Origin of the sequence: Nocardia sp. NPDC058519 (genome assembly GCF_042719755.1) — a bacterium.
Taxonomy (GTDB): domain Bacteria; phylum Actinomycetota; class Actinomycetes; order Mycobacteriales; family Mycobacteriaceae; genus Nocardia.
Genome location: NZ_JBHXNK010000005.1, coordinates 196,255 through 217,231, shown reverse-complemented (window position 1 = coordinate 217,231; position 20,977 = coordinate 196,255). Strand labels below are relative to the sequence as shown.

The window sequence follows — 20,977 nt, the reverse complement described above, 5'->3', positions numbered from 1 at the left end:
TGCAAGTGTAGCGAGACTCGAGTGAGGCAGTACGTGACATCGGCAACCGGCCACCGCGAGGGCTACGTCCCATTTCCCGAAGCCGCCGCGCAGGAATACCGAGCCGCGGGCTACTGGACCGGGCGCACGCTCGGCGATCTGCTGCGCGACACCGCCCGCGTCCAACCTCAGCGTCCGGCGATTCTCAGTGACGCCGGTGCGCAGACCTACGCCGAACTCGACGCCGCCGCCGACCGGATGGCGCACGGGCTGCTGGCGCTCGGCATCGAGCCCGGCGACCGGGTGATCGTGCAGTTGCCGAACATCCCCGAGTTCGCGACGGCGCTGTTCGGCCTGCTGCGAGCCGGCATCATCCCCGTGCTCACCCTGCCCGCGCATCGCCGTGTCGAGATCGAGCACCTGGCCGCACTCTCGGAGGCCGTGGCCTATCTCATTCCGGAACGGCTCGGCGATTTCGACTACCTCGAGCTCGCCGCCACCGTGCAACAGGCGGTGCCGAGCTTGCGGCACGTGTTGGTCGCCGACGATCCGGGGACGCCGGAAGGTGCTGCTCAGCCGCACGACCTGATCGAGGGAAATCGAGCCGGATTCGTCGCCCTTGATTCGGTTGCCCGCGACGGTGATTCGCTGCCAGAGGTCGACCCGTCCGATATCGCGGTGATGCTGGTCTCCGGCGGCACCACCGGCCTGCCGAAGCTGATCGCGCGCACCCACGACGACTACGTCTACAACGCGACGGCGAGCGCGCAGGTCTGCGAGCTCACCCCCGATGATGTCTATCTCGCGACGCTGCCTGCCGCACACAACTTTCCGCTGGCCTGCCCCGGCATCCTCGGCACCGTCGCGACCGGCGGCGCCGTCACCTTCACCCTCGACCCGAGCCCCGAGGCCGCCTTCGCCGCGATCGAGAAGCACCGGGTGAGCGTCACCGGTGTCGTCCCGCCGCTGGCCCAATTGTGGAGTGCGGCAGTGGATTGGGAAGACGCCGATCTGAGTTCGCTGCGCCTGTTGCAGGTGGGCGGGGCGCGACTGGCCGAGGTGAACGCCCGCGAAGTCGAGCCCGCGTTGCAGTGCACCTTGCAGCAGGTCTTCGGGATGGCCGAGGGGCTGCTCAACTACACCCGTCTCGACGATGACAAAGAACTGGTGTGCACCACCCAGGGCAGGCCGCTGTCGCCCGCCGACGAACTGCGCGTCGTCGACGCCGACGGCAACGATGTCGCTCCGGGCGAAGAGGGCGAACTGCTCACCCGCGGCCCCTACACGCTGCGCGGGTATTACCGTGCGGCCGAGCACAATGCGCGCGCCTTCACCCCCGACGGCTTCTACCGCAGCGGCGACCTCGTCCGCCGGCTGCCCAGCGGCCACCTGGTCGTGAGCGGCCGGATCAAGGACGTGATCAACCGCGGCGGCGAGAACATCTCCTGCGATGAACTCGAGGAGCACCTGCTCGCCCACCCCGCCGTCCGGCACGCCGCCGCGGTCGGCCTGCCCGATGCCTCGCTCGGCGAAAAGGCCTGTGTCGTGCTGGTTGTCACCGGAGAGCTGCCGACCCTCGGCGAGATCAAAACCTTCCTCACCGAACGCGGCCTGGCCACCTACAAGCTCCCCGACCTTGTCCGACAAGCGGATTCACTGCCGATCACCGCGGTCGGCAAGATCGACAAGAAGGCCTTGCGCGCTCTACACGGGTGAGTGACCACTGATTTCACACGGTCAGAGATTCCGGATGCAATAGATGACCGAGCTATTGCGGAATGACATGGAGGCATCTGCACCGCACCCAGAAACCGACCGCGTGGTGCGCAGGACTACGAAATCTCCGCTCGGGCACGAGACTGCGATGATAAGAATATCGCTCGAGCTGGGCATACTGTAACAATATTTAGTAAGCAGAAAGATGTTGAGACACAACACGACACCATCCTCGGCAAGGGTGGCGGAACTCGAATCCGGGCACTCCTGATCGGGGTCATCTGGATATATCCTCGCGCTCACCTGATAAGGACCGCCCCCGCGCTCGCAGTCGGGAACAACGTTATTCAGATTCCCATCGGCGTTCAAGGCTATGCATTCACCCACCCACGCAGGCGGCCTCTGCCTCTCCGCCGGTCTGGTTGTTGTCACCGGCTCACTCCGGCTGATGACCGAAGTTGCCGACGCCGATGTCGTGGTTCGGCGGGTAGTCGTTGCATCCGAGCTGCTGCGATCCGGCGATTTCGCACTCGGCACCGCAGTTCGAGTGGAAGTGGGCGCCTGGTTCGTGCTGGAAGTACTGGGCATCCTGCCACCGGAGGCGTTCGTGTCGTTCGCGTGTTCGAGAATGACCGCGACCACGACAACGACAATCAAGGCGGCCACAAAGATCAACGCCGCCCATCCGACGTCGAACTGCCGCTCGCCCGGGGCCTGTGTCAGCATCGGGCCCAGATCTCGGTGGGCTACCGGAAATTTCGCCGAATGCATGCCCCGACGAAATCTCATGCTGTCGCCGCCTGCCGAGGTCGGAGGGAGCGCTGCGGCCTGCTCACTTACGCTAGCGGTCGCGATCGGCTGAGCCCGTGCCCGCAGTGGCCGGTGGTGATCATCAACGTCTAGTCGGAGAGCGTAAACCGGACTGCCTGCCGCGGCATCTGTGGGCACCCGCGTCGTACCCGCAACGCAAGGCTTCGGTTCAACGGCAGCTGGCGCAGCCTTGGGGGAGTCGGTATCGCCGCCGGATCCGGGCCGATCGGCCACGCCCGCGAGTGATCGTCGCGCCGCCTCGATGAGTTCGGTGCAGCTCGCATATCGATCATCGGGGCTTTTGGCCAGGACTTTCGCGATGACGTCATCGAGTGCTGTGGGAAGGTCCGGTCGGATGCTGTGTGGTGACGGAGGGTCGGCCGTAAGGTGCGCACCCATGACCGCGGCTTGGGCGCTGAGCGGGTACGGAGTTTGTCCGGTGAGAAGTTCATGAAGACTGCAGCCAAGGGAATAGATATCCGCCCGGTGATCGACAGGACCGCCCAAGAACCTTTCCGGCGCCGCATAGGCGAAAGTCACCGCGATCGCCGAGGCCGTTGCCGTCTCGTCGAGGGCGCGTGCGATACCGAAATCGCCCAGCACAGCCCGCAGCCCACCATCGGATGCGTGTTCGATCAGCAGATTCGCCGGTTTGACGTCGCGATGCAGGATGCCTCTGTGATGGGCGTAGTCCAGTGCGTCGGCGGCATCGGACAGCAGTCGCATCACCAATTCCGGTGACAATCCCTGTGGCGAATCAGCGAGTAACGCCTTGGCATCGCCGCCACGGATATGGCGCATCGACAGCCACAATGCTGGATCGCCGGTCTTGTTCCGGTCGTGGATGGTGACAATATTGGGGTGTTCGAGCTTGGCCGCCAAAGCGACCTCTCGGTCGAAAGCCTCACGGGCAGCGGCGTTGCCGGCGAGCACGTCGGCGAGAACCTTCAATGCGACACGGCGCTCTTTGATCCGTGGGTGCCGGGCCAGATAGACGACGCCCATCCCGCCTACGCCGAGAATGCCTTCGATGGTGTATTCGGCGAATTCGTCCCCTGGCTGCAATGTCATCTAACGAAACCCTTGGATCTTGACGGAACTCCGTCACACTGCCTCAGCCCGGTCGTCGTCGAGAGTGCTGTCGAGCATCCGGAGGTCTACCGGTGCCAACGTCGCAGATCGTAGCAATGCTTGTATGAGATTGTGGTTCAAGGCATTACCGACGGGATCACCGATTCCGTCCTCGATCCGGATCCCGGCAACAGGGTCAGCGGCCATCGACAGCCGCTCACGCACCACACCGACTATGTAGGCCACAGTCCTGGGGGACCACATCCGCTCGTCTGGGCGGCCGTTCAACTCTTCGGCGACCTGCCTCCACGACAGGGGCTGCGGATAGCGTTCCTGGCGCAGATATCGTTGAGCGAGTGCGGTCAGCACCAATTTCTCGTCCGGGCTCAAGGGATAGGTTTTCGGCGGTACGGTGCGGCTGTGCTGTTGCTCGGCGGGCTTCTCGGCGGGGACACCGACCACATGAACTTCCAGAAGATGTCGCCGGTCCTTCCTGGATCCGATGAACATCGGCGTGTAGCCGGGTTCGAAGGCCCTCTGCCCGCCGTTCAACAGCAGTGGTTCGTCGGGCAGCTCGATCGGCAGATGTCCCCAGTTGCTGACCCGCCACTGTTGTCCGTCGTACTCGAAGACTCCGTGTCTGCGGCTGACACCCTCGTCATCGACCCCGACCGGTACATGGACATCGTCTCGGGATCTGCCGAAGTACAGTCTGAATTCCCCTGGCGGGACGGCGAAACCGCCGTCGGCCCCCAGCACGAAGATCGTGCCCAGCGGCGCGGCTGGGACTCCGCTTGCCAAACTACGCATCGAACTCGACAACATCTGCGGCGAAAAACCGTCCTTGGCCATCACATATCCTTCCGTCGAAACCGCCGACCGAAAGGTACCGGAGCGCCTTCGTGACCCCTCACAAAACGGACATCGAACAAGGCTGCCCGGTACGCGGCCGGGGCCAGGCCGACCAGCTTGCACTGCCAGCACTAGCCTTGGCGAGGATTTGCGCTGCGGCCCGGTCCAGACGAGCAGCGTTGGTCACGCGCCGGTGTGAGGTGGGAGCGGCGGCCGGGAAGCGGGCATGCTCGGCCGAGCACCGACTGCTACCGCGCCTGCCGCACCGATCAGGCCGATACCGCCCAGTACGAGCACGATGGGAAGGTCCGTATTGCGGGGCATGTAGACCGCGGCTCGGTCGATCTGGCATTCCCTGCCGGCGTTGTACGTGGTGTCGGAGCATTTCCAGCTCGCGTCGACAACCATTCTTTTGATCTCTTTGCGATTTTCGGGGCTGTCGGTGAGTACACCGGTCGAGTGATAGATGGAGATACCCGTCCCCATCCCGATGAGTAGGACAGCTGTACCAGCGAGCAGGAACAGGATCTGCAGGAATCGGGCAGTTGAATTCACGGTCAGTGATGCTAGCGGCGGCCGACTGTCTCCGCCCAGGGCGAACCGTCTACCCTCCTATACGAAAAACGTTGTGCCCCACTGTTTTCGAATCGGTACGCTCGACGGTATCGGTGAGCCAGTCGGGGGGTATCAACGGTGTCGGTCTCGAGTTCTCTCTTGGTGCCCGGGGCGGTGCTGGTCCTGGTGGTCGGGGTGTACAGCGGAGTCTCGTTCCTGGGTTTCGTGAGCCTGCCGGTGGCCGGTTTGCTGCTGTGGGCGGCGATCGATATGGAGCGACGGCTGACTCCCGCGCAGAGGCTGAGGCGGTACCAGAAAGCCACACACCAGCGAGCCCTGCGCCAGCAGCGCTCGGCCTACCGGCGGAGCACGGCATACCAGCGGCGACGCACGTGGAATGCCGGCGGTCGAGGTGGAGGTAGCAGCGGCTGCGGTGGTGGTGGTGGTGGTTGCGGTGGCGGAGGCGGGGACTGACTGCGGCTGACCCGCTGGTGATCCTCGGTCAGGCCGCTCAGGTAGGGGGTAGATCGGCTCACCGCCGGCCCGGGTGCGCAAGTCCTGCGCGCCCACGGCCGGCAGAAGTCACGCAGAGGCGGTGAAAGCCTTGACCACGTAAGGCGCTACGCTGCCGAGCTTTTCGCAGGTCTCCTCGAACTCACGCTCAGGTCGCGACTGCCCCACGATCCCGGCGCCGGCACGCAGCCACGCGCCTTCGCCGGTCTGGTAGACCGCGCGCAGCACCAGCGTCGCCTCGAGCGCGCCGGTCGGCGAAACGCACACCACCGCGCCGGAGTACAGCCCACGCGGATCGTGATCATTGCGGAACACCGAGTCGACGCCCGCGCGTTTGGGGATGCCGGAGGCGGTCACCGACGGGAACAGCACCTCGAGGGCGTCCCACGCGGTGCGGTCGGCGGCGAGGGTGCCGCGCACGGTGGATGCCAGGTGCTGCACACTGCCGCGCTCGCGCACCGCCATGAAATCGGAGACCGCGGACGTGCCGGGCACGGCCACCTCGGCGATCTCGGCGAAGGAGGTCTGCACCGAAATCGCGTGCTCCACGATCTCCTTCGGGTCGGCGAGCAGCTCGGCGCGGGCAGCACCGTCGGCCTCGATACCGAGTCCGAACGCGCGCGTGCCGGCCAGCGGTTCGGTGGTGACGATGCGGTCGTCGTCGACCGAGGCCACCAGCTCGGGGCTGAACCCGGCCGCTTCGAGCCCACCCAGCCGCAGCAGGAACGAGCGCGCGGGCGTGTTGTTGGCCCGGCCGAGGCGATAGGTCGCGGGCACGTCCACCGCGAACGGCAGCTCGACCTTGCGCGACAGAATCACCTTCTGATAGCTGCCGGAGCGGATTTCGGCGACAGCCGCGGCGACCCGATCCTGGTAGTTGGTCGGGTCGGGTCGCACATCGACCGGCGTCGCGACCGGCAGGTCGACACCCTGCGAGCCGGCGATCAGATCGTGGATGTCACACGCTTCATTCGGGGTGGCGCCGCTGATCCGCACACCGGTGGCGTCGATGCGCACCTCGATCCGCGGAATCATCAGGTGCGCCAACGAGGTCAGCGGATTGAGATAGTGGGTCGCCGCGAGCGAGTAGGCGCAGAATTCGAAGCCGATCCAGCCGTAGGCGTTGCGGCCGTCGAGCGGCAGGCTTGCCAGCGCGGTGTCGATGGCGGTGGCCGGGCTGCCGGTCCACGCGCGCGCGGTGGTCTCATCACCCCACACGGTGCGCAGCTCACCGGCGTCGAGTTCCACGCTGCCGAGCGGATCGGCGGCGAACACCCACGCGCCGGGCTGTTCGTACATCACGTACTCGCCGAACCGATCCGAAACGGCCAGACGTGACATCGCTGCCGCCGGGTCGGTCACATACTCCACCCGTACGGGTTGTTCCGTCGACGACAACGATCCTCCAAGGTAAAGCTGACCTAACTTTGCGTGGTTAGGTTAGCATTACCTCGCCGTTTAGCCAGACCCGCGCTGGGTATTCTTCGCCACTCCGGGGAGCGCATGCCGGTCCTGCGCACGCGCCCGGGCAACGCGTTGTAGACCGAGTTCGATGCGCCGAGCCAATTCTGCGGCTTGAATGGAGCAATGATCGACAAAGGTGGGCGGCGCGGCCCGCAGGCAGACTCGGTGGTCGCCCTGGTCGACGCGGCCTCCGGCGTCGAACGCGAAGTGATCGGCGACTGGATCGCCCAGGGCGGTCTCGGCAGGGAGGTCGACTCTACTGCCCCGGTGACCCAGCTCGACCTCGACGCGAAGGCCATCACCAAACGCCTTGTCGGCAGGCACGACGACCCGCTCGTCGTCCCGGTCCGGGTGCTGTGGCTGCCGCCCGAACGCGACGGTGTGCGCCGGGTGACCTTCGCCGACCTGGCGATGCTCACCAATCCGCGCAAACCCAACCGGCTCGTCCAGCGCAGGCTGCTGCGCACCGAACCCGACCGCCACCGCGTGCTCGTCGGCGCACCCGCCCGGCTCAGCGCGCTGCGCACCAACAATCCCGAGGCCGCGGCACTGCTGCGGGCGGGCTCGGCCGACCCGTTCGCGCGCGCGGTGGTGCGCGCGGCGGTGGTCGCGCTCGAACGCGCCGAACGCACCGTGATCGGCGATCGCTACAAGGTGCCTCAGCTGGTGGCCGAGGAGATCCTCGACTCCCCCGAATTCCAGCGCAAGCTCGACTACATCGCCGACGAGATCGGCTCCGAACCCGACCAGGTGTACCGCAACGCGGAGAAGGCGCTGCGCGAGCTGGTCGCCGCGCAGAGCCGACTGGTCTCGGATCTGTTCACCCAGGCCATGCGACCGGTGCACGCCTCGACCTGGAAGGTCGATACCGATCTGCGCGGCCTCGACGCGTTGCGCAAGCTCAACCGCAAACACCCGCTGGTGTTCCTGCCCTCGCACCGCTCCTACGTGGACGCGTTCGTCCTCGGTGACGTGCTGGCGCGCAATGATTTTCCGCCCAACCACGTGATCGGCGGTGCGAACCTCAACTTCTGGCCGATGGGACCGGTCGCGCGGCGCACCGGAACGGTGTTCATCCGGCGCAGCTTCGGCGACGACGAGGTCTACAAGGCGGTCGTCGAGGAGTACTTCGCCTACCTGCTGGCCAAGCGCTTCAATATGGAGTGGTACTTCGAGGGTGGCCGCACCAGGACCGGCAAGCTGCGCCCGCCGCGCTACGGGCTCCTCAATTATCTTGCCGCCGCGGTCCGTTCGCGTCGCGTCGATGACGTGATGCTGGTGCCGGTCTCGATCACCTATGAGCGGCTCAACGAGCTGGGCGCGATCGCCAGCGAACAGGCCGGTGGCACCAAGAAGGCCGAGGGCATCGGCTGGCTCGCGAAATATGTCCGTCTGCAGCAGCATTCGGCCGGTCGCGTGTACGTTCGGTTCGGCGAGGCGATTTCGGCGCGTGAGCGGCTCGGCGTACACGGTGATCCGCTGGACCTGCGGCCGGTGACCATCCCACTGCGTGACACCGAGACCGGGTCGACCAGCTCTCCCGACGAGACCGAGCTCGCCGCCGCCGAGCACAAAGCCGTGCAGCGCTTGGCCTTCGATGTCGCGGTCGGCATCAACGAGGTCACCCCGATCACCGTCAACGCGCTGGTCACCCTGGCCCTGCTCGGCGTGCACGAGCGCGCGCTCACGCTGGGCCAGGTGCGTACTGTGCTCGACCCGGTGCTCGGCTATATCGTCGGTCGCGGACTGCCCAGCGGCGAACTCACCACGCTGCGCGATGAGCAGGGCCTGCGGGTGGTGCTCGAACAGCTCGCGCTGGCGGGCGTGGTCACCGTGTATCGCGGCGGGCTGGAGCCGGTGTACGCGATCGAACCCGGCGCGCATCTCGAGGCGGCGTTCTACCGCAACAGCGCGGTGCACTGGTTCGTCAACCGCGCCATTCTCGAACTGGCGGCCCTCACCGCGGTGGAGCAACCGGGTGACGACCCGCTGCGGGCGGCGTGGAAGGCGGCGTTCGCGCTGCGCGACCTGCTCAAGTTCGAATTCTTCTTCCCGGAACGGCAGGAGTTCGCCGAGCAGATCATCCAGGAAGTGCGCATCATCGTGCCCGAATGGGACGAGCACACTCCGGATGATCGACTGGATCGCCAATTCCTCGGCGCTGTCACCGAATCCGGATTCGTGATGGCCCATCGCGTGCTGCGATCGTTCTTCGACGCGCAGCTGGTGGTCGCCGAGCGCCTGGTTGCCCGGCCCGCCGACGCGACGATCGATCGCAAGGAATTCATCGACGAATGCGTGGCGGTCGGCAAGCAGATGCTGTTGCAGCAGCGGTTGCACAGCCCGGAATCGGTATCGTCGGAATTGTTCACCAGCGCATGGAAACTGGCCGACAACCACGGCCTCATCGCGCCCGCAGCCGAGGGCGCCGAGGCCGAGTTGAAGGACAGGCGGCAGGAATTCGCCGACCAGCTGCGCGATCTCGGCGAGCGTATCGCACGGGCGGCCTCGCTCGATCCGTCGAACAGGAACTCGATCTGATGAGCACACTCGCCGAAGCCGTGGCCGCGATCCGGTCGGGCCCACAAGGCGCGCAGGTCGCGGCCGTGTTCGATTTCGGTGGCACGGTTGTCGACGGTCTGCCGCGACGCAGCTTGGCGCGCAAGGTGTTTCGGCGCGGTGACGATCGCCTGGCCACCCTGCTCGGCGGCATCCAGCGCGGCGGTAGCGACGGCGACTACGGACGATTCCTCCAAGCCGTCGAGCGGACTTGGGCAGGCGCGTCGGAGGTCGAGCTCGAGCAGCTGGGCCGCAAGGCATTCCGCAAAGAGATCTACGGGCGGCTGTTTCCCGAAGCATGGCACCTCGTGCGCGCGCACCAATTGGCCGGTCACACAGTGATATTGGTCAGTGAGCTGACGCGATTCCAGGTACAGCCGGCCGCCGAGCGCCTCGGCATCGGCAACGTGGTGTGCACCCAGCTCGCCGTCGACGACGGGGCACTGACGGGGCACACCGAGGGCGCACCGCTGTGGCGCGCCGGAAAGTCCGCGGCGGTCACCGAATTCGCCGCCGGGCGCGAGATCGGCTACGTCTACGCCGACAGCGTGGCCGACCTGCCCCTCCTCGAACTCGCCGAGCGGCCGACCGTGATCGACCCCGACCCAGCCCTGGCCGCGATCGCCACCGGCAACGGCTGGCCCACCCTGACCTTGCGCCTGCGCCGAGCACCACGCCCCATCGACTACCTGCGCACCATCGCCGGATTCGCCGGACTCATCGGCGGCGCGCTGGTCGGCGTACTTCGCAAGTCCTACACCGGCAAGCGGCAAACGATGGCCGACGCGCTCATGCACGACGCCACCACCGCCACCCTGCGCGCCATCGACGTACAACTGCGCGTGGTCGGCATCGAGAATGCCCGCGCGCCGAGGCCCGCGGTGTTCCTGTTCAACCATCAGAGCCAGTTCGACGTCATCATCGTCCCGAAGGTCCTCGACGGCGCGGTCACCGGCATCGGCAAGAAGGAACTCGCCAACCACCCGCTGTTCGGTCCGCTGATGCGATTCGTCGGCGTCACCTTCATCGACCGCGCCAACACCGAGGCAGCGAAAGCCTCACTCGCGCCAGTGGTCTCGACTCTGCGCGACGGGCTGTCCATCGCCGTGGCACCTGAGGGCACGCGCTCGTACACCCCGCACGTCGGCCCGTTCAAGAAGGGCGCTTTCCACATCGCCATCCAGGCGGGCGTCCCGGTGATTCCGATCGTGCTGCGCAACGCGGGCGAAATCGCCTGGCGGGATTCACCTATCGCCCGCTCCGGCATCGTCGACGTCGCGGTCCTGCCGCCGATCGACGTCTCCGGCTGGGACCCCGCCGACATGGACGACGAGGTCGAAGGCGTCCGGCAGCTGTTCGAAACCACCCTGCTGAACTGGCCGGAGCCCGACTGAAGCCCGGCCGGGCGCGATGACGCACCCGGCCGGACTCCCTCAACTCTCGAACAACTGCTGCCCGAGATAATTCCCGGTACCGGCAACACCGGGCGGGATCGCGAACACCGCCGAGCCGACCGGTGTCGTCCATTCGTTCAGCGCGTCGAACTCCGCCAGTCGCTGCTGCACCGGCAGGAACTGGGCGTCGACGTCGCGCTGATAGGCGACGAACAGCAGGCCCGAATTCGACAGCTGCCCCGGAGCCGGCGCCTCGTCGTAGTTGAAACCGCGCCGCAGGAACCGTTCACCGTCGTGGGTGTGCCTGGCGCGGGCGACGTGCGAGGACGGCGGGATGACCGGGATGCCGTTGCGGTCGACCGCCGTCAGATCGGGCTCGTCGTGTTCGGCGGTGCCGGTGAGCGGCGCACCGGTGGTGACCTTTCTGCCGACGGTCAGTTCGCGGCCGTCGGCGTCGAGTTCGTCCCAGGTGTCGAGGTCCATGGCGATGCGGCGCAGCACCAGCGAGGTGCCGCCGCTGAGCCACGGCGTCGACATGCCGTCGTCCCACACCAGACGATCGAAGTCGACCGTGCGCGGGGCGATATTGACGGTGCCGTCGACCTGGCCCATGAGGTTGCGCATGGTCTGGCCACGTGGCGCGTCCCGGAAGCCGCGCTGCACCCAGCGCACCGTCACCAGCGACTTCACATGCTTGGACAGCACCCGCACCGCGTGCGCCACCGTCGTCGCCTCCTCGGCACAGACCTGGAGTACCAGGTCGGCACCGGTGTAGGCGGGCTCCAGCCGGTCGACGGGGAACGGCGGCAGCTGCCGCAACCAGCTCGGCCGTCGCGCGGTCAGACCGGCGACGGTGAACAGCTCAGGGCCGAAACCGACCGTGACCGTCAGGCGGGCGGGCCTGGCCGCGAGTTCCGGTTCGGTGTCGGCGAGCGCGGGCAGGCCCTGGGTGAGCCGTGACGCGTCGTCGGTCCAGATCCGGAGCAGGCCGATGATGTCTTCGCGGCCGACGCCGGGCGCGAGATCGAAACCGGCGAAGGCGACATGACCGGGTGGCGTCGTCTCGATGCCTGCCTGATGCGTGCCGTAGAACGGCACGGTGTCGAGCGCGGCGTCGCGTTCGCGTTCCCGATCCGGCAGACCGGCCGCACCCCAGCCGATTCCGGCCGCACCGACGACACCCGCCGCCGCGGCTCCCCCGCCGAGCAACCGGCGGCGGGAGAGCCCGGAATGCGGATCAGCCACCGTGCGTGGGGTTCTCGGCGCCCGGCGCGTAGTTCTCGTTGCCGCCGGCGAAATCGCGCACCTGGGCACTGACCACGGTGCTGGAGCCGTCGGAGAAGGTCAAGGTGAGCGAGGTTTCCGCGCCGGTGCGCAATGGCTGCTTCAGGTCCATGAACATCAGATGCTCGGCGCCTGGCTTCAGTGTCACTTCGCCGTGCGCCGGGATGGTGATGCCGCCTTCCTTGGGGCGCATGGTCTTGGCTCCAGTGCTGTCGGGCACGACCTCGTGGATCTCGACCCGGTCCGAGGCGGGGCTGGTCGCGGCGACCAGGGTCACCGGTGCGTCGCCGGTATTGCGCAGGTGGCCGAAGGCCGCGGACATGCCGGAGTCGGCGGCTTTGATCCACTGGTCGCTCATGCTGATCCGGTCACCCGCGGGCGCGGGGGCGGCGGGGGTGGTTTCCGAACTCGAGCAGGCGGTGGCGAACACGGCGAGGACGGACAGTGCGGTCGCGGCGCCGAGACGGCGTGCGGCGCGGGGTGTACGCAGAGGGGTACGGGCATACGCGGACATGGAGAAACTCCGATCATCGGGTGAGGTGAAACCCGGACCGGCAGGTCGGCATCGGCGAATCATCCGCCGGGACGGCGGAATTCGGCGGCTACGCCGGAACGGGGTGAACGACGGTGCTTCCCACCCGAGGCGGACCGCGCAGGCCGATGCCGGGTCGAAGCAGCAGTTGGCGCAGGACCGCTCGCTCATCGGCGCGAGGCAGCCTGCCCCGCCGCGCGGCCGGGCCCGGTACCCCCGCGAGCACCACGGCCAGCCGTCGCACACTGGTGATCGCCCGGCGCACACCGACTTCGGCGGCGCGGATCGCGGTCGCGCCCGCCGGGATCGCCACCAGGTGGGCGAGCAGCATCGCGGCGGAGACAGTGTGGTGCTGCGTATGCCCCAGCGTGAGCGCGGTGTGCCCGATGCCCTGTCCGACGGCCAGCACCACCATGGTCGACACCGCACTGTTGCCTCGCGGCAGCGCGGTGACGACGACACCGATCAGGGCGCACGCGGCGAACAGCAGCGTCAAGGCGGATCCGGTGGGAACGGCACTCGCACCACCGAGACCGTGCGCCAGCACGGCGACGGCTCCGGACGCGGAACCCACTGCCGCGCCACGTAAGCGCGCGGTGTGATCCGTCGGAGAGCCCACGCCGCCATGCTACGACCATCTGTCGTAGGTATCGGGCGCAGGGCCTATGACCAGCGTCTCAACGAAGCGGCGCAACCGAATTCGGCCGAGGGCTTGACATGAACAATGGTTTAGGTTTGATGCTTGTCTCACCACCGAATGAGGGAGAACATCATGACCACCACCACCGCCCCCGCCACCTACACCGTCCCCGCGCTGAACCGGCCCGTCGCCGTGCTGGGCGCCGCGGTCGCCGCCGTCGTCCTGAATCTGATCGTCTGGGCCATCGGCGCCGCCGCGGGCGGGTCGTTCATGGTCACGATGGAAGGCAAGGTCGAATCCGTCGCGCCCGGCGGTGTGATCCTGATGTCGACCGTGCCGCTGCTGATCGGACTGACTGTCGCCGTGCTGGTGTCGTACGTGTGGACCGGCGTGCTGCGGACCGCCGGGGTGGTCGGCTCGCTGCTGTCGATCGCGACCATCGCGATGACCGTCGACGCCGACTTCGACGCCGCCTCGACCGTCGCCCTTTCGGTGATGCACGTGGTGCTGGTGCCGGTCATGGTGATCGCGCTGGAAGGTGTGCGCCGCAGCATCACCGCGAAGTGACTCGAAACAACAGCGAAAGGCCCCGCCGAAACTTCGGCGGGGCCTTTCGCGTGTCGAGTTCTAGACCGAGCGGCCGAACAGCAGCTTCCACGGCATGAGCGCCGACTCGAGCTGCACCTTCAGACTCATCTTCGACGCGCCGATGGTGCGCTCCTCGAAGCGGATCGGCACCTCGGCGATCGTGTAGCCCTTCTTGATCGCGCGGTAGTTCATCTCGACCTGGAACGAGTAGCCGTTGCTGCGGATCGAGGCCACGTCGATCGCGCGCAGCGTGTCGGCCTTCCAGGCCTTGAAACCGGCGGTCGCGTCCTTCACGCCGAGGCGCAGGATCAGGTTCACGTAGAAGTTGGCCCAGGCCGACAGCGCCTTGCGGTACCACTTCCATTCCGCGGCCGTCGAACCACCGGGCACGTAGCGCGACCCGAGCGCTACGCCGACATCGTCGGAGCTCAGCTTCTCGAGCATCGACGGGATCACTTCGGCGGGGTGCGACAGATCGGCGTCCATCTGGATCACCACGTCGGCACCCTCGTCGAGCGCCGCGGTGATGCCCGCGATGTAGGCGCGGCCGAGGCCGTCCTTCTCGGTGCGGTGCAGCACGCTCACCACATTCGGCAGCTCAGCTGCCAGTTTGTCGGCGACGTCACCCGTGCCGTCGGGTGAATTGTCGTCTACCACCAGCACGTGCAGATCCGACACCGGCAGAGCCGTCAGCCGCTCTACCGCCACCGGCAGATTTTCCCGCTCGTTGTAGGTCGGCACAACAACGGTAACCCTCAAGGGTCGCCCTCCCTGCTCACCTGGATAGCCCCGCGGCCCAGGATGCGGGCACGGGGCATGTCATCGATTCGTTATGACGGTACTCGATGGTCCTGACGCTTTCCTGAGTGGCCGTGCGGGCGCTCACCACAATCGGCCCGCGTGGACAAGAGCGTCGATGACCAGTCCGATGCCGAACACGACGAAGAGCACTCTGATCGCCGGCGGCCCGAAGCGGGTGATGCCCCGCACGAGCAGCCGGTAGACCCGCCGTGCCCGCGGCGTTCGCCGCAGCGCCAATGCCAGCACGACCAGTGGCAGGACCAGGGCGATCGCGCAGTAGCCCGCCACGATCAGCGGCCACACCACCGGCAGCGGGCGCTGCGCGGACAGCAGCGCGAGGGCCGCGAGATACGGCACCGAGGTCGGCACCTTCGCCAGCCCGAGAGTGAATCCGATCACGCCCATCAGCCACGGGTATTTGCGCACCGGCTCGACCCAGCGGCCCCCGGTGGACGTGGTGGTGTCGACCGGAAGCGCGGCGACCGCGATCAGCACCAGGCCGATCACCAGCTCGCCCCAGTAGCGCAGAGTGGGGGTCAGCTCGAAGTCGAGGAGCCGGACCAGGAAGTCGATGCCGAGCACGGCACACACACCGAAGGCCACCGAGACCGCGAAAACGCCGCCGAGGAAGCTGAGCACCCCCGTCATCGGCGAGCGCCGGGTCAGCCTGGCGTCGGCGACCACGGCCGTGGTGATCGCCACCAGCAGCACGTCGAGCGCGTCGAGCAGGGCGAACCCGAGCAGGGCGAGCAGCAGGACAGACATAACGTGGCTGACCCTACTCGCCGGTCATGTTCGATCGCCGACCCGTCAGTCACACCAGCACCAGCCGAGCTTCGCGGTGAAAGTCCGTGACCTGCGCACTCTCGAGATCGATCCGTCCATCTGGACTGGACTCCCCCGCAAACGGCGCTGGGTGGTTAGGCTTTTCAGCACCGGCCGTGCCGGGATCCGCGATCGTGAAGGGGCAGACATCGTGGCAGAAATGTCATTCGACCCGTCAGCGCTCGACGCTTATCAGCGTGCGGCAGCTCGGGTTTCCGAACTTCTTGGCACAGCGGCCAACGATACGACGACCGCGGCCGGGGTCGACCTGTCCGGGCTCGGCGTGCTCGGGCGTGAATTCGCCGCCGCCTGGACACAGGCCGCGGGCGACCACGCGTCGACGCTGAGCACCGCGGGCAATCTGGTCACCGCCTACCAGGACATCTTGAATCGCTTCGGCGCCAGCGTGACCGGGATCGATACCGGGCTGGCAGGCGATCTGCGTGCGGCCGAGAGTGAGGTGGCGTGATGCGTGCCAAGTCGCTGGCTTCCGAGACCACATTGAGCACGATCACACCCGCCGAGGCCGAGGCCAACATCGCACCGGTGATCGCGCTGCTCGAAGTGCCCCTGCTCGAGTTGCGAAGCTCGTTGGGCAGTAATACTTCCGCCGATCCCGATGCCGCGGTGGTGGCCGCGCTCACTTCGGCTTCCGCCGCCACTACGGCTACCGAGGACCCGCATCGGCTCGGGCTGTACGCGCTCGAGTCGACCGAGACAGCGGCGCCAGCGACACCCGCCCTGCGGCAGACCGCCACCGAGGTCTCGGCCGCGGCCGATCGTGGGACCAGACTGAGTTCCCTGCTCGGGCAGGCGTATTCGACCCAGTCGACCGCGGCCGCCAAGGTCGACGCGATCATCGCGGACTTCCGGGCCAAGGCGAAGAGGGCCGCGCCCGCGGTGAACGGGAACAACCTCGACGCCATCGTCGAGCTCGCCGAAGAGGCCATCTCGGAAGCGGTCGGGGTGGTGGGTAATGCCAGCACCGAGATGGATCAGTACACCCGCAACACCAGGGGGCTCACCAGCGATCTCGGCGGGACCAACGGGGTGACCGTTCCTACCGGCGCGACGGAGGTGGCGCCCGGGGTCTATGTTCTCGGCACCGGCGGATCCGACACGTCGTCGTGGAACGACTCGTCGTGGGATGACGACGACGACAACATCGATCCGGCGACAGCGGCGCAGATCGCGTTGCAAGAGGCGCTGATCGACGGCGGGGTCTCACTGGGGACCGCGGCGATCGATGCCGGTGTCAGCTTCGGTACGCATCTGATCGACAAGATCGCCGAAGTCGCGATGCACGGGCTCGACAAGGGTTCGGAGCTGGCGACGACCGGCATCGACACGCTCGCCGCGAATGCCGCCGGAACCGAGGGCACGGCCACCGCACCCGCGGGCACCTCGCCCGCCGCACCGTCGACGAATGGCGGTGGGACCGGCACGAACACACTGTTCGGCGGCTTGGGTGGCGGCCCAAGCACCGGCGGCGGTACAAGCACCGGCGCCGGGGCGAACAACGACAGCGGCGCTTCGGCGAAGCCGGAAGCACCCGCGCCTGCTGCTCCCTTCCAGTCGAATCAGGCGCCGAAAACCGAACAGCCCCCACAGGCTCCGATCACCCCCGCGCCCGCTCAGCAGCCGATGCAAGGCGGAGTGGTGCCGCCGGGCGCTCGCCCCCAGCAGGATCAGGAGACCGAGAAGCCCTCTGCCGCACCCAGACACGGCCAACCGGGAGTCGTCCCGGCGCCGGCGTAGGACGCCCGCATGGAAAATCCGTTCGGTGCCTACTTCACCTCGCCGGACGCCACGCCGTCCGGCCGCCGTCGCCCACAGGGCAAACGGCGGCGCAGGCGGCGGCGCGAGGCCGAGCCGCAGACGATCGGCACGAACCCGGAGATCTGGCCGCCGCCGGACCCGGAACCGTTCGACGACGGCCCGTTCCAGCCCGCGCCGACCGTCGAACCGGTGTATCGAAATCCCGCCGACGACGACGGTTTCACCGGCGATTGGAACGATTGGAACGACGGCGACCTGCCGGTCGAGACGAAACGCGGTGACGATGTCGACTGGAACGACTGGGCCACCGCCACCGCCACCGAGCAGAGCGGTGACCATGTCGAGATTCCGGTATTGCCGCGCCTCAAGGACTTCGGCGGCGGCGGCCAGATCGCACGGCGCCCCCGCAAGAACTTCGACGACGAACGCTATGACGAAAGCGGTGGCAAGGTGAAGGCCGCGGCCGCGATCAAAGGCATTGTCGGCGCGGTGGTATTCGTCGTCCTGCTCGGCCTTGCCGCCACCATCTTCCTCGGCCCCGCCGAGAAACCGACCACCACGACGCAGGCCGCCGTCTCCGGCACGCGGGCAACGACCTCCACCGTGGTGCCCCCACTTCCCGCGCACGCTCTGTCCGGCTGCGAATCCTTCCGCACCCCCTCGATCACCATCAGTGCCGAACGTGGCGACACCGCGAGCCCTGAGGGCGCCATCCTCGGCTTCGAATACAGCTACTACGTCGACCGCGACGCCGCCAAGGCCCGTTCCTTCGTCACCGACAACGCCCACGTGGGCGACGCGTCCGCGCTGGCCGCGGGCATCGGCTCGCTCCCCCTCGACGTCAAGTACTGCGTCCACATCACCAAGGCCGACGCCGCCGACCCCACCCTCTGGAACGTCACCATCCACCAGAAATGGCCGGGCGACGCCACCACCGAGAAGATCGACCAGATCATGCGCACCACCGAGGTAGCCCCCGGCCGCCACCGCATCACCAGCATCGACCACCGCATCTGAGAAACGCGAAGTCCGCCGACCGCTGGGTAGATTGAGCCGGTGTCGATCCAGATGGACGGGCCCCGGCTGTTCGGTCACGGCGCGCAGCTGGCATTGGCGGTGGTCATGGCAGCGGTGCTGCTCCCCGCGAGCCTGCAATCGGTTCGGGTGAGCGGAGTGTCGACCCCGTGGGTGCTCGCGTTGACCCTCGCTCTGCTCGCGCTGCACGGCTGCGTCGCGACGGCCCGCCGCTGGCCGATTCCGTCGTTCGCGATCGGCGCGCTCGGGTGCGCGGTGCTGCTGGTGGCACCCGATATCGACGGTGTCACCGACTTCTCGGAATCGAGCCGCTACAGCCCGGTCCTTTTGCCGAGCGTGCTGTGCTTCTTCGCCCTGTTGTACGCGGTCAGCGCGCACACGACGCCACCGTGGCCGACCGCCGCGCTCGGTGTCGGCCTGGCAGGCAGCCTGCTGACATTGGCCAGGCTGTGGGAATTCACCGCGGCGCCCATCGAGGCGTGGGCCTGGTGGCTGTTGTTGTCCACCACAGCGTTCGGTGGCACCACCGCCGCGTGGGCGCTCGGCCGCTACCGCGCCACGCGAGCCGCGTGGACATCGCAACTCGCCGAACGGGCCGCCGCCGACGAACGCCGCCGGATCGCGCGCGAGATGCACGATGTGGTCGCCCATTCCTTGGCGGTGATGGTCAGCCACGCTGAGGCCGGTCGTCTCGTGGTGCCGAACTCGCCGGAGCGCGCCACCGAGATCCTCACCACCATCGCCGACGCGGGCCGCGAAGCGCTCACCGAGATGCGTGGCCTGCTCGGCGTGCTCCGCGACGACTCGGCGTCGACCGAGCCGCAACCCGGACTCGTCGACCTGCCCGCGCTCGTCGAGCGCGTCCGCGCGACCGGCGTCGAGGTGGAGCTGTCGATGGACGACCGGCTACGCACCACGCCCGCGGTCGGCCTCACGATCTACCGTGTCGTCCAGGAGGCGCTGACGAACGTGACCCGCCATGCCGGTCGACGGCCACGAGCCCGGGTCAGCCTGACCACGGTCGGCGCCGAGATCGAGGTGCGGGTAACGAATTCCGGTACTGCGACGGAGTCGACGGGGACGGGTAAGGGGCTGATCGGCATGCGGGAACGAGTCGACGCGGTCGGTGGCACCCTTGCCGCCGGGCCGACCGGCGACGGTTGGATCGTCGAGGTGCGGGTGCCGTGCTGAGCGACACCGAGCACGTCCGCGTGCTGATCGTCGACGACCAGGAGCTGATGCGATCGGCCCTGCGCATGATGGTGCAGAGCCAGCCCGACCTGGACTTGGTCGGCGAGGCCGTGGACGGGGACGAGGCGGTGGCGGCCGTGCGCGCGCGCCGGGTCGACGTCGTGCTCATGGACCTGCGCATGCCGAAGCTCGACGGCATCAAGGCGACCGCGATCATCACCGCGGAACAACCGCGCTGCCGGGTGATCGCGCTGACCACCTTCGACCTCGACGACTACGTCTTCCCGGCCATCCGCGCCGGCGCGAGCGGCTTCCTGCTCAAGGACGCGCGGGGCGAGGAGATCATCGACGCGATCCGCATGGTCCATGCCGGGCACGGCGTCATCGCGCCGTCGACGACGCGCCGCCTCATCGCCCATGTCGCCGACTCACCGAGCGCGAATACCGAGGCCGCGGCGCGGATTCGGGCCGCACTGACACCGCGCGAATTCGACACGCTGCTCGAGCTCGCCACCGGTGACACCAACCGGGACATCGCCTCGCGACTGCACCTCTCGGAAGCCACCGTCAAGACCCACGTCGGTCATGTGCTCGCCAAATTGGGTCTGCGCGACCGGGTTCAGGCTGTCGTGCTCGCCTACGAGACCGGTCTGGTCGGACCGTCCAGGCGCTGAGCCGATCTCATCCTGGAGGAGGAGAACATCGAGACCAGCGGCCGAAGAACATCGTCGATCCAGCGGCGATCGTTGACGCATGAGCGCAATCGCTGCCACGACCGCCGTCCTGCTGATCTGTGTCGGCCTGCTCCACGCCTTGTGGACGGTCTCCCCGTGGCCATGGAAAACCCACCTCGACCTCGCTCACGCCGCCATGGGCTGGACGCGCGACGAACCGCCGGGGCGCTGGTTCATCCCCGCCTGTCTCGCGGTCACCGCGGCGCTGACCGCCGCGGGCTACGTACTGGTGCTGCGCGCCGGAATCTGGGACTCGCCGTTCCCCGACTGGATGGTCACGGTCGCCGCGTGGACGGTCGCGGGCGTTCTGCTCGCGCGCGGGGCATCGGGCCTGTTCGACCCGGGCAGCGGGTCGGCGGATACACCGGCGATCTATCGGCGCCTCAATCGGCGCGTGTACGCACCGCTGTGCCTGGTCCTCGGCGGCCTCACCGCAGTGGTGGCCGCTTCATGATTCCCGCGGACGTCGACCACCGCACCTGAGCCCACTGATACGAGAAAGTCCCCCACACCGGAATCGGTGTGGGGGACTTTGTCGTGTTGCGACCCTGACGGGACTCGAACCCGCGACCTCCGCCGTGACAGGGCGGCGCGCTAACCAACTGCGCTACAGGGCCTTGTTTCCTTACATCGGGGAGCGACATTACCCGGTGAA

The 20,977-nt window shown here is 67.6% G+C and carries 19 protein-coding genes and 1 tRNA gene; 10 read left to right on the top strand and 10 right to left on the bottom strand.

Translation table 11 applies throughout. From position 1 onward, the window contains the following. Nucleotides 1-33: 33 nt before the first annotated feature. The gene (locus ACFWPK_RS08620) at nt 34-1,695 is read left to right on the top strand and encodes a (2,3-dihydroxybenzoyl)adenylate synthase (protein WP_378913970.1); all 1,662 of its coding nucleotides are present in this window, start codon (nt 34-36) and stop codon (nt 1,693-1,695) included. Between the two features lie 21 nt (nt 1,696-1,716). On the opposite strand, the gene ACFWPK_RS08615 is transcribed toward ACFWPK_RS08620, so the two are convergent. From ACFWPK_RS08615 to ACFWPK_RS08600, 4 genes are all read right to left on the bottom strand, one after another. Further along, nucleotides 1,717-3,576 carry a serine/threonine protein kinase gene (locus tag ACFWPK_RS08615; protein ID WP_378913969.1) on the bottom strand — a complete coding sequence of 620 codons (1,860 nt, stop codon included), beginning with the start codon at nt 3,574-3,576 and terminating at the stop codon, nt 1,717-1,719. Between the two features lie 33 nt (nt 3,577-3,609). Next, a complete protein-coding gene (locus ACFWPK_RS08610) occupies nt 3,610-4,428 on the bottom strand; it encodes an FHA domain-containing protein (RefSeq protein WP_378913968.1) in 819 nt (272 codons plus the stop codon). 183 nt (nt 4,429-4,611) lie between these two features. Continuing rightward, nucleotides 4,612-4,983: a hypothetical protein gene (locus ACFWPK_RS08605; RefSeq protein WP_378913967.1), complete on the bottom strand. Its 372-nt coding sequence runs from the start codon at nt 4,981-4,983 to the stop codon at nt 4,612-4,614. 582 nt (nt 4,984-5,565) lie between these two features. Then, a complete protein-coding gene (locus ACFWPK_RS08600) occupies nt 5,566-6,867 on the bottom strand; it encodes a salicylate synthase (protein WP_378913966.1) in 1,302 nt (433 codons plus the stop codon). A gap of 216 nt (nt 6,868-7,083) precedes the next feature. Between ACFWPK_RS08600 and ACFWPK_RS08595 the strand changes: the two genes are divergently transcribed. Beyond that, entirely contained in the window at nt 7,084-9,501 is a 2,418-nt protein-coding gene (locus ACFWPK_RS08595) for a glycerol-3-phosphate 1-O-acyltransferase (protein ID WP_378913965.1), read from the top strand. Further along, nucleotides 9,501-10,913 carry a 1-acylglycerol-3-phosphate O-acyltransferase gene (locus tag ACFWPK_RS08590; protein WP_378913964.1) on the top strand — a complete coding sequence of 471 codons (1,413 nt, stop codon included), beginning with the start codon at nt 9,501-9,503 and terminating at the stop codon, nt 10,911-10,913. The genes ACFWPK_RS08595 and ACFWPK_RS08590 overlap by 1 nt, the downstream gene beginning before the upstream one ends. 39 nt (nt 10,914-10,952) lie before the next feature. Here ACFWPK_RS08590 and ACFWPK_RS08585 read toward each other — a convergent pair whose 3' ends face one another. The 3 genes from ACFWPK_RS08585 to ACFWPK_RS08575 all read right to left on the bottom strand — a co-directional run bounded on the left by ACFWPK_RS08585 (nt 10,953) and on the right by ACFWPK_RS08575 (nt 13,348). Beyond that, entirely contained in the window at nt 10,953-12,158 is a 1,206-nt protein-coding gene (locus ACFWPK_RS08585) for a Dyp-type peroxidase (protein ID WP_378913963.1), read from the bottom strand. Further along, nucleotides 12,151-12,711 carry a copper chaperone PCu(A)C gene (locus ACFWPK_RS08580; protein WP_378913962.1) on the bottom strand — a complete coding sequence of 187 codons (561 nt, stop codon included), beginning with the start codon at nt 12,709-12,711 and terminating at the stop codon, nt 12,151-12,153. Before ACFWPK_RS08580 ends, ACFWPK_RS08585 begins: the two co-directional genes overlap by 8 nt. A gap of 88 nt (nt 12,712-12,799) precedes the next feature. Continuing rightward, nucleotides 12,800-13,348 carry a hypothetical protein gene (locus ACFWPK_RS08575; protein ID WP_378913961.1) on the bottom strand — a complete coding sequence of 183 codons (549 nt, stop codon included), beginning with the start codon at nt 13,346-13,348 and terminating at the stop codon, nt 12,800-12,802. A 153-nt stretch (nt 13,349-13,501) separates the two neighbouring features. On the opposite strand from ACFWPK_RS08575, the gene ACFWPK_RS08570 reads away from it, so the two are divergent. Beyond that, a complete protein-coding gene (locus ACFWPK_RS08570; RefSeq protein WP_378913960.1) occupies nt 13,502-13,936 on the top strand; it encodes a DUF6069 family protein in 435 nt (144 codons plus the stop codon). A 60-nt stretch (nt 13,937-13,996) separates the two neighbouring features. Here the strand turns inward: ACFWPK_RS08570 and ACFWPK_RS08565 are convergent, their stop codons facing one another. Together ACFWPK_RS08565 and ACFWPK_RS08560 are read right to left on the bottom strand one after the other, a co-directional pair. Further along, nucleotides 13,997-14,716, bottom strand: a complete 720-nt coding sequence (locus ACFWPK_RS08565) for a polyprenol monophosphomannose synthase (RefSeq protein ID WP_378913959.1) — start codon at nt 14,714-14,716, stop codon at nt 13,997-13,999. Nucleotides 14,717-14,839: 123 nt separating this feature from the next. Further along, nucleotides 14,840-15,523: a GAP family protein gene (locus ACFWPK_RS08560; RefSeq protein WP_378913958.1), complete on the bottom strand. Its 684-nt coding sequence runs from the start codon at nt 15,521-15,523 to the stop codon at nt 14,840-14,842. 211 nt (nt 15,524-15,734) lie between these two features. On the opposite strand from ACFWPK_RS08560, the gene ACFWPK_RS08555 reads away from it, so the two are divergent. The 6 genes from ACFWPK_RS08555 (at nt 15,735) to ACFWPK_RS08530 (ending at nt 20,776) form a co-directional block, all read left to right on the top strand. Next, on the top strand, nt 15,735-16,052 hold the full coding sequence (locus ACFWPK_RS08555; protein WP_378913957.1) for a hypothetical protein: 318 nt from the start codon (nt 15,735-15,737) through the stop codon (nt 16,050-16,052). After that, nucleotides 16,052-17,341 (top strand): hypothetical protein, encoded by a 1,290-nt coding sequence (locus tag ACFWPK_RS08550; protein ID WP_378913956.1) that lies wholly within the window; start codon nt 16,052-16,054, stop codon nt 17,339-17,341. Before ACFWPK_RS08555 ends, ACFWPK_RS08550 begins: the two co-directional genes overlap by 1 nt. A gap of 9 nt (nt 17,342-17,350) precedes the next feature. Beyond that, nucleotides 17,351-18,379, top strand: a complete 1,029-nt coding sequence (locus ACFWPK_RS08545) for a hypothetical protein (protein ID WP_378913955.1) — start codon at nt 17,351-17,353, stop codon at nt 18,377-18,379. 39 nt (nt 18,380-18,418) lie between these two features. Further along, nucleotides 18,419-19,588: a sensor histidine kinase gene (locus tag ACFWPK_RS08540; protein WP_378913954.1), complete on the top strand. Its 1,170-nt coding sequence runs from the start codon at nt 18,419-18,421 to the stop codon at nt 19,586-19,588. Further along, the gene (locus tag ACFWPK_RS08535; protein WP_378913953.1) at nt 19,582-20,262 is read left to right on the top strand and encodes a response regulator; all 681 of its coding nucleotides are present in this window, start codon (nt 19,582-19,584) and stop codon (nt 20,260-20,262) included. The genes ACFWPK_RS08540 and ACFWPK_RS08535 overlap by 7 nt, the downstream gene beginning before the upstream one ends. Before the next feature lie 79 nt (nt 20,263-20,341). Then, nucleotides 20,342-20,776 (top strand): DUF3995 domain-containing protein, encoded by a 435-nt coding sequence (locus ACFWPK_RS08530; RefSeq protein WP_378913952.1) that lies wholly within the window; start codon nt 20,342-20,344, stop codon nt 20,774-20,776. 89 nt (nt 20,777-20,865) lie between these two features. Here ACFWPK_RS08530 and ACFWPK_RS08525 read toward each other — a convergent pair. Then, a tRNA-Asp gene (locus tag ACFWPK_RS08525) sits at nt 20,866-20,939 on the bottom strand. Nucleotides 20,940-20,977 lie beyond the last annotated feature (38 nt).

Coding starts and splice junctions, on each gene's coding strand:
- ACFWPK_RS08560 (WP_378913958.1), bottom strand. CDS start 15,523: ATGTCTGTCCTGCTGCTCGCCCTGCTCGGGTTCGCCCTGCTCGACGCG.
- ACFWPK_RS08610 (WP_378913968.1), bottom strand. CDS start 4,428: ATGGCCAAGGACGGTTTTTCGCCGCAGATGTTGTCGAGTTCGATGCGT.
- ACFWPK_RS08590 (WP_378913964.1), top strand. CDS start 9,501: ATGAGCACACTCGCCGAAGCCGTGGCCGCGATCCGGTCGGGCCCACAA.
- ACFWPK_RS08615 (WP_378913969.1), bottom strand. CDS start 3,576: ATGACATTGCAGCCAGGGGACGAATTCGCCGAATACACCATCGAAGGC.
- ACFWPK_RS08570 (WP_378913960.1), top strand. CDS start 13,502: ATGACCACCACCACCGCCCCCGCCACCTACACCGTCCCCGCGCTGAAC.
- ACFWPK_RS08530 (WP_378913952.1), top strand. CDS start 20,342: ATGAGCGCAATCGCTGCCACGACCGCCGTCCTGCTGATCTGTGTCGGC.
- ACFWPK_RS08595 (WP_378913965.1), top strand. CDS start 7,084: ATGATCGACAAAGGTGGGCGGCGCGGCCCGCAGGCAGACTCGGTGGTC.
- ACFWPK_RS08550 (WP_378913956.1), top strand. CDS start 16,052: ATGCGTGCCAAGTCGCTGGCTTCCGAGACCACATTGAGCACGATCACA.
- ACFWPK_RS08545 (WP_378913955.1), top strand. CDS start 17,351: ATGGAAAATCCGTTCGGTGCCTACTTCACCTCGCCGGACGCCACGCCG.
- ACFWPK_RS08580 (WP_378913962.1), bottom strand. CDS start 12,711: ATGTCCGCGTATGCCCGTACCCCTCTGCGTACACCCCGCGCCGCACGC.